The 7,931-nt window shown below is 45.2% G+C and carries 6 protein-coding genes and 1 pseudogene; 3 read left to right on the plus strand and 4 right to left on the minus strand.

What is annotated here, in order from left to right:
- Positions 1-137: 137 nt before the first annotated feature.
- A complete protein-coding gene (gene msrA / locus RMO52_RS05060) occupies positions 138-800 on the minus strand; it encodes a peptide-methionine (S)-S-oxide reductase MsrA (protein WP_396134891.1) in 663 nt (220 codons plus the stop codon).
- A 260-nt stretch (positions 801-1,060) separates the two neighbouring features.
- Between msrA and RMO52_RS05065 the strand changes: the two genes are divergently transcribed.
- Positions 1,061-1,390 (plus strand): hypothetical protein, encoded by a 330-nt coding sequence (locus RMO52_RS05065; protein ID WP_310411503.1) that lies wholly within the window; start codon positions 1,061-1,063, stop codon positions 1,388-1,390.
- A 106-nt stretch (positions 1,391-1,496) separates the two neighbouring features.
- Here the strand turns inward: RMO52_RS05065 and RMO52_RS05070 are convergent, their stop codons facing one another.
- Both RMO52_RS05070 and RMO52_RS05075 read right to left on the minus strand, forming a co-directional pair.
- Positions 1,497-4,118, minus strand: coding sequence for an amino acid adenylation domain-containing protein (locus RMO52_RS05070; RefSeq protein WP_310411506.1), 2,622 nt, complete (start codon positions 4,116-4,118; stop codon positions 1,497-1,499).
- Between the two features lie 357 nt (positions 4,119-4,475).
- Positions 4,476-5,735 (minus strand): dicarboxylate/amino acid:cation symporter, encoded by a 1,260-nt coding sequence (locus tag RMO52_RS05075; protein WP_310411508.1) that lies wholly within the window; start codon positions 5,733-5,735, stop codon positions 4,476-4,478.
- Positions 5,736-5,985: 250 nt separating this feature from the next.
- Between RMO52_RS05075 and RMO52_RS05080 the strand changes: the two are divergent.
- A pseudogene (locus tag RMO52_RS05080) lies at positions 5,986-6,639 on the plus strand (magnesium chelatase domain-containing protein); the annotation flags it as partial.
- A gap of 121 nt (positions 6,640-6,760) precedes the next feature.
- On the opposite strand, the gene RMO52_RS05085 reads toward RMO52_RS05080, so the two are convergent.
- Positions 6,761-7,048: a helix-turn-helix transcriptional regulator gene (locus RMO52_RS05085; RefSeq protein ID WP_310411511.1), complete on the minus strand. Its 288-nt coding sequence runs from the start codon at positions 7,046-7,048 to the stop codon at positions 6,761-6,763.
- A gap of 91 nt (positions 7,049-7,139) precedes the next feature.
- On the opposite strand from RMO52_RS05085, the gene RMO52_RS05090 reads away from it, so the two are divergent.
- Positions 7,140-7,424 carry a type II toxin-antitoxin system Phd/YefM family antitoxin gene (locus RMO52_RS05090; protein ID WP_310411514.1) on the plus strand — a complete coding sequence of 95 codons (285 nt, stop codon included), beginning with the start codon at positions 7,140-7,142 and terminating at the stop codon, positions 7,422-7,424.
- The last annotated feature ends 507 nt before the right edge of the window (positions 7,425-7,931 follow it).

A 7,931-nucleotide genomic window follows, 5' to 3' on the forward strand; every position in this document is an offset into this window, starting at 1 on the left:
GAGACTGAGGAATATTTATCTAAACCTCTTACCTCTTACCTTTTACCTTTTACCTCTTACCTCTTACCCCTATAGCCTAAAGCCTAAAGCCTAAAACCTAATCCCTCCTCTTACCCCTAAAGCCTAAAACCTAATCCCTAAAGCCTAATTAAATTCTCTGGCATACAGACATTCGTGCCGCCTAAACCGCAGTATCCGCCGGGATTCTTGGCGAGATATTGTTGGTGGTAGACTTCGGCATAATAGAATTCTGGAGCAGGCAGAATCTCGGTGGTGATTTCCTTGTGTCCTGCGGCATCGAGAGCGGCTTGATAAGCCAGTTTAGAAGCTTGCGCTAATTGAAGTTGCTCGTCGGAATAACAATAGATACCCGATCGATATTGAGTGCCAGCGTCATTACCTTGGCGCATTCCTTGGGTGGGATTGTGGTTTTCCCAGAAGGCTTTGAGCAAATCTTGATAGCTAATCTGGGCGGGGTCGAAGACCACCAGTACCACCTCATTATGCCCCGTCATCCCACTGCAAACCTCTTGGTAGGTAGGATTTGGGGTACTGCCAGCCGCATAGCCGACAGCGGTAATGTAGACGCCTTGGGGTAACTGCCAGAATTTACGCTCGGCACCCCAAAAGCAACCCATCCCAAACATTGCTGTTTCCATCTGCTCGGGATATGGTGGCGCGAACGAATTACCATTGACAAAATGTTTGGCAGGCAAAGCCATTTTCTCAGTTCTGCCCGGTAACGCATCTGTTGCTGAGGGAATAGTTGATTTCTTACCGCCAAAAAGGTTGGAGAGCATAATTTTAGTTAATTTAGGGTGTGCGAACCACCGCTCGGCTAGCGAGAACCGCTTGCACATCTGGGGTTCAAAACGTATACATCTTCATTAACTGTAACGCATAAAGCCGCCCCCTCGTCCCCGATCGCCGCACCTTGAAAATACGACTTGACAACTTTGTTGTTTTTGAACCATCAAGAGATACAGTATTTGTTAAGCAGCTCGTCCAATTCAATTTTTCTCAACACCCTTCACCAAATCCCCCTCCTCTAATTAATTCTATGGGTAAAAAGTCTGACATCAAAGAATCTAGTCTGTTGCATCAACGCTTGAAAGCCGCATTACAGGATGGGATTAAGGTTTGGTTTGAAACCCGCGACAAAAGTTACTTTGGAATTCCGATCGGACTCGATCGCGATTTTGTGGAAGTCTTGATTTTAGTCCCTGGTAGTGAGGATGAAGCCGCAGAATATATCTTCCAGAGAGTTACCTGGGTGGTTCGCCTGTCTTCGATTTCGGCAGTGGCGTATCCTTCAGAATACTGGTCTACCGATCGCTTGGATAGTCTCCTCAATAAGTCAGTAGTCAATACCGATAGTTGTAGTAGCTAGGTAAAACCGATCCATTGCCATCCGATCCCCCGGAAGGGTGGCATTTCCCTATTCCCTAAAGCCTAAAGCCCAAAGCCTAAAACCTATTCCCTATTCCCTCCCAGGTTTAAATAACGTCTACAGCTCTCTCCAGACATAAATTTAATTTTTCAGCCAGCACTCGTACATGGGGTTCGGACAAGAGTGACAGATGTTCGCCGGGAATATCGATACTTTCCACACCGTCGGTGACAAACTCCCCCCAACCTAAATCGGGGTAGCGATCGATATATATAGACTGATACTCACACCAAAACACAGTAGCTTTACCCGGATAAACTTGGGGTTGATAATCTTTGGCAGCTTGCAAATTAGCCTCTAAAACATTTAGCAATTCAGGATCGAACATTTCAAAAGCGGATAATCTTTTCGCCACTACATCTTTATATCCTTGGGCATCACCTTTGGTTTTAATCGATACTCGATAAAATATCTTCTCTTTACAATATTCTAGTTGCTCTTTGAGTTGGAGTTTTTTTAATTCTTGGTAATGAAAGCTCAGCCATTTTCTGACTGACATTGTATCTTTATTCACTGTTGGCGACTTAATATCTACTAAGCCTAAGAAAGCCACTCTTTCGCCCATTTCGGCAAATTGTCGCGCCATCTCAAAAGCGACGATCCCACCAAAAGAGTAGCCGACCAACAAGTACGGCCCCTGCGGCTGAATGGTTTGGATCGATTTGATATAGTAACTAGCCATATCTTCTACGCAATTTAGGGGCTGTTGGCTGCCATTGATGCCGCACGATTGTAGCCCATAAATCGCTCGATTCCCCAATCTTCTCACCAAATCGTAATAGTTAAATAACGTACCACCGAGAGCATGAATGCAAAACAACGGTGGTTGTCTAGATGTACCCGCCCCGAGCAAAACTAGGGGTGAGTCAGTGACTGGAGCCGTCTGTTGACGAATAATCTCGGCAAGCTGGGCAATTGTAGGTGACTCAAACAAAACCCCCCAGGATAGACGTTTGTGCCAAATTTGCTCGATGTGGGCAAATAGTTGGAGGGCGATGAGTGAATGTCCGCCGAGATCGAAGAAGTTGTCATTAATCCCGACGGGTTGTACCCCTAGTGCGCGTTCCCAAATTTGGATTAACTGCTGTTCTAATTCGTCGCGCGGCGGTATGGGTAGCAAATTTTTGCGACTGGGTGCTGGCAGTCGGTGGCGATCTAATTTATGATTGGGTGTCAGCGGTAGGGTATCTAAGATTTCAAAAGCCGATGGGATGGCATAGTCGGTTAATTTGGTCTTGAGAAACGATCGCACATTATGGAGATCGATCGTCGCTTGCTGGGGTACGATATAAGCCACAATTATCCGTTCGCCTGCGGATGTACTGCTCAGCGTCCGCTCTTTACCCACTACGGCTGCTTGTCGAACAGCCGGATGCTGTCTGAGTACGGTTTCGATTTCTTCGATTTCTACCCGCATCCCGCGAATTTTGACCTGAAAATCTTGGCGTCCGATGATTTCCAAGTTGCCGTCGGGTAAATAACGTGCCAAATCGCCAGTTTTGTAAAGTCGTTCCTGTGGATTGGCGGTAAATGGGTTGGGAATAAATTTGCGATCGTTTAATTGCGGATTGTTGGCATAACCGCGTGCTAAACTCCTACCCGCAATGCACAATTCGCCGACAGCACCAGCGGCAACAGGTGAATTGTTCTCATCGAGTAGATATAGTTGATTGTGAGGATACGGAGCGCCGACAGGGACATATCCTTCGGTACGCTCAAAGTTCTCAGGAATTGGGTAGGCACAAACACCAATCGTTTCGGTTTGACCGTAAACATTTACAATTGCTGGTGAGTTGTGAAATTGGTTTCGCACTCGTGCTAATAGTTGAGGGGTCAATAATCCACCTGAAAATATCAGTACTCTCAGATGAGAATTCATCAATTGGTATTGCAACCCGTCGAGATTGGCGATACTAACTAATATAGAGTCCCACACAGCAGCTACTGTATCGAAGATCGTAATTTTTTTAGTCTGGATTAGTTCGATTAAACTAGCTAGGTTGGTATTGTTATCTTTAGAACTAATTATTACTTTAGCACCATGAGATAGCGGTAGTAATAATTGCCTAACTGATGAGGAAAATGAAAAAGATGCTGAGAGCAAATAAACATCATCAGCTTGAATTTTGACAATCTCATCGATTGCTTGAAGATAGCACTTTACCTGCTCGATCGTAATTTGGACACCCTGGGGTTTGCCTGTAGAGCCAGATGTGTACATGACATAAGCCAAATTAGCGGGTGTTGTTGCTGCGGCTGGGAGATGTTCGCTGGCGGTGGCGACTTGGTGCCATTGAGTATCTAATAAAAATACATCGCTCCCGGCTGTCTTCAGATTTGCGGCTAAATGCTGTTGAGTTAAGATTAATGGTAAGTTTGTTTCGGCTAGAATCGTCTCTAATCTAGCTTGAGGATATGCTGGATCGAGTGGAATATAAGCTCCCCCAGCTTGGAGAACTCCTAAAATAGCGATCGCACTCTCGATCGAACGATCTGTATAAATTCCCACCAATACGTCGGGTTGTATTCCTCGCTTGCGGAGATAGTTTGCTAACTGATTTACGCGACTATTTAGTTGCTGATATGTTAACTGTGTCAGCGGATCTTCGATCGCAATTGCTTCAGGTTGTAGCTCTGAATACACTTGCAAAAATTCACAGATTGACATCGGCTTAATCTTGAGTTTGATGGGATTATTAATTGACTTCGATAACTCATGTCTAATTTACCTAAAAATTATCATTAGTTTATGAGTGTATTAATAAACAATTAAGGTATCATCATTTTATAATATTTGCTACAAATTCTCAATAAGCCTGCGCGCAATTAAGCCAATTGACAAGTAGATAGCCGCTCGCTGCTAAGCTAATTTGCCGATCGGCTCTCCAGCAGTTATGGTGATAAGCAAGACTTGTTGATAGGGGGAAAGGGGAAAGGTCTATGCTTCATATCCCAATTCAGCAATGCCAGATGTGCCAAAAATAGCGATGTAGTTTCCCCCAAAGCCTAAAGCCTAAAGCCTAACCTAATGCCGTAAATCTGGTTCCGGTACTAGGGGCGCTACCATTGCTTCAGCAGCAATCGGTGGTGCTGGTTCCCACAAACTCAGGAGAATCGCATTGCTACTATTGCCCACCACATTTAGTACCGTCTTAAAACCATCGGTCAATCGATCGATCCCAGCGACGATCGCAATCCCTTCGAGGGGCAATCCTGCCGCCGAGAGTACCGTTGCCATCGTAATTAGTGCCGAACCTGGAACTCCCGGTGTACTAAAAGATACTAAAAAACTACTCAGCCCGATCGTCAATAATAACGATGGGGTCAAGGGGACATGGTAAATCTGAGCGATAAAAATCGCATTAAAGCCCTGTAAAATTGTTGCCCCATCGCGTTTTAAAGCCGTCCCTAATGGTAATGCAAAGCTAGCAATCTCCGATCGCAAGCCATAATCTTCCTGCATATTTTTTAAGACCATCGGTAAGACAGCATTGGAACTTGCCGTCCCAAATCCTAGAAAGAACGACGGAATCAAGCTGCGAAAAAACTTAGCAGGTTGGGCTTTGAGTAAAACTAGTAAGATTAAATAAAATCCCGCCATAATTAGCGTGGCAATAAATAGCCCCAACACATACCAAGACAGCCGAATAATTAGTCCCAAACCTTGGGTTGCAATTGTCGAACTAATCAGGGCAAATACACCCACAGGCGCAGCATACAAAATTACCGCTAGCACTTTCTCACTGATAGTATAAATACTTTCCAATAACTCCACAAATGGCTTGGCTTGTGCCTGTGCCATTTGAATTCCCGTCCCGAATAAAGCCGCCGAAAAAATAATTTGCAGTAAATTACCACTACTGAGTGCGCCGAGTGGATTTGTCGGAATCAAACTCACCAACCAATCGATCGAATCAGGCGCGACATTTGCCGCTGTGGCTGCTGGCAGCACAAATCCCGTCACCCCCGCTCCGGGCTGCAAAAACACCGCCACCGCCATCCCGATACACAGTGAGATAAAACTCGTCACCACATAACAAGTCATCAGCTTCAACACGTATCTACCAACTTGTCCCGTCCCCTGAATCCGGTTGAGGCCCAAAATCAACGACGAAAAAATCAATGGTACCACCACAAATTGAATGATCCGCAAAAATCCTGCCCCGATTGGTGCTAATAAATATCGATCCAATGGCACGATCGCCAGCGGAAATGTCGTATTCAAGATCGTCCCAAATGCCATACCAATGGCTAGAGCTGTGAGGATTAGTGCGGACAGATTCATAATAGGGGATAGGGAATAGGGGATAGGGGATAGGGATGAGGCTTCGGCTTTAGGGATTAGGGAATTAAATACATATCAATCAAAACCTAACACAAAAATTAACAGTACCCGATCCGGTTCCCTCAAAGCTACAGATGTAAAACCAAAAGCCTATTCCCTATTCCCTAAATTCAGACATTCGATCGTTGTCTACGCCTGTAATCTCATGCTTAACTAAGCACAATGATTAGAGAGTAACGGGAAAAGCCTTGTGTTAGCCAGAGTTTGGAGTGCGACAATTATCGGCATCGATGCGGTGAAAGTGGGCGTTGAAGTCGATGTTGCTAACGGATTGCCAGGAATTACCGTCGTCGGCTTGCCAGATGTTGCCGTGCAAGAAAGCAAAGAGCGCGTCAAAACAGCGACTAAAAATGCGGATTTTGCCTATCCGGTGCGGCGGATTACGATCAATCTCACGCCAGCAGATTTACGCAAGGAGGGGCCGAGCTTCGATTTACCCATCTGCGTGGGCATTCTAGCCGCCTCAGACCAGGTGAGCGGGGAGTTGTTGGGAGATTATCTATTTTTGGGAGAACTGTCCTTAGATGGCAGTTTAAGGGCAGTTGCGGGAGTGCTATCGATCGCGGCTGCCGCACAGCGGATGGGGATAACTGGCTTGGTAGTACCTGCGGCGAATGCGAATGAAGCAGCCGTCGTGCAGGGTTTGAATGTGTATGGCTTAAACGATTTAGCCCAAGTCGCCGCCTTTCTCAATCATCCCGAACAATTTGAGCCAGCCAAAATCGATGTCACTCAACGATTAGCCCAACCCCAGTTAGATTGTGCCGACCTCCACGATGTCAAAGGTCAAGCTCACGCCCGTCGCGCCCTAGAAATTGCCGCCGCTGGCGGACACAATATGGTTTTATCTTTAGCCAAAAGTTTAAAAACTTTACTGAAAGCTAGTTTTACTTTGTAAACATGCTTTCAATGAATGTCTTTTATTATCTGTTATTACACATGTGCGTACAGATGTATAACAGATATCAAGGAGTGACAGAAATGTGGACATTCATACCAGCCATCAAAAGCAGGTGGATTAAATTGTCAATGCTGGAGTGTTTGCTATTGATATCCATCACATCGCTAATCCGAGCGGGTGTCTCTCCAAAGAATTTAGCAGCCTCAGCTTGCGTCCAATTGCGAGATCGAATGAACCGCTGCAATTTTATAATTAGATCGGCTCTAAGTTTTAGCTCTGCTGCTTCGAGAGGTTCAAAGCCTACATCTTCAAATACATTGTCGCTGCCATTGGTAACACTAATATCACTCATAAGAATTATCATCCTGTACTAAAGATTCAGAGCAATGGCAAAATCAATCAACTAATTGTACATTTGAACTGTACAACTCACGGGTTCAGTCGTGTTTAATCAAGAAATTATCTACTCTCAGGTATGCGCCAACCTAGACCAGATCCTCGACTCAGTAAGCGAGAATCGTGAGATCGTAAAAATTACCTGCCGGAATGGGGTAGATGTGGTGCTCATTGCTGCTGATGAGCTATCGAGTCTCCTAGAATCAGTCTATCTACTCCGCTCTCCAGCTAACGCGAAACGGTTATTTAGTGCGATGGAATGGGCAAAGTCCGACGCGGCTGCACCTCAAACTTTAGATGAGTTGAAAACGGAGCTGGGAATTAAGGCGTAATGTCTGACAAAATCGCATAAAAACTTTGAGATTTAATTAGTCAAAAAAGATCGCTAATCCGTATAGTCATTCTTTGGACTCGCTTCTACTTCTGAGTGTCCCTATCGCCATTGCAATTTGAAATCGAAGCGATGAGATCAGCTTGCGCCTGATAACCTCCGCAATCTCAAGCTGAGACATTCTGACATCTAGAGGATTTGGGCTATTGTATCTGTACAATCGATCTCTGATTTTGACCAAAACCAGCAGATCTTCAATAATGCCCGAACGATGAACGATCTCCTCCTGCCACATCCCAATTGAGCCAGGAACGAGGCAGAACAGCCTTACATTTTGGTAGTTGGCAATGTCGTTATTAAATTCTGTTAGGTGGGGATGAGGAGTCATACAGAGGGCTTGGAGATAGCGTCAGCCCTAAGTTAGCCTCTATAGTTCTCGATTCACCTCCGTCAAATAGCTGCTCCTATGAATATTTACGGGGTGTAGGCTATAAGCACGATCTTGCCG

The sequence above is a fragment of the Chamaesiphon sp. OTE_8_metabat_110 genome (genome assembly GCF_031382685.1).
Classification (GTDB): domain Bacteria; phylum Cyanobacteriota; class Cyanobacteriia; order Cyanobacteriales; family Chamaesiphonaceae; genus Chamaesiphon.

What these genes read in the sequence shown, in the direction of transcription:
- RMO52_RS05065 (WP_310411503.1), top strand. Translation starts at nt 1,061, where the DNA reads ATGGGTAAAAAGTCTGACATCAAAGAATCTAGTCTGTTGCATCAACGC.
- RMO52_RS05075 (WP_310411508.1), bottom strand. Translation starts at nt 5,735, where the DNA reads ATGAATCTGTCCGCACTAATCCTCACAGCTCTAGCCATTGGTATGGCA.
- msrA (WP_396134891.1), bottom strand. Translation starts at nt 800, where the DNA reads ATGCTCTCCAACCTTTTTGGCGGTAAGAAATCAACTATTCCCTCAGCA.
- RMO52_RS05085 (WP_310411511.1), bottom strand. Translation starts at nt 7,048, where the DNA reads ATGAGTGATATTAGTGTTACCAATGGCAGCGACAATGTATTTGAAGAT.
- RMO52_RS05070 (WP_310411506.1), bottom strand. Translation starts at nt 4,118, where the DNA reads ATGTCAATCTGTGAATTTTTGCAAGTGTATTCAGAGCTACAACCTGAA.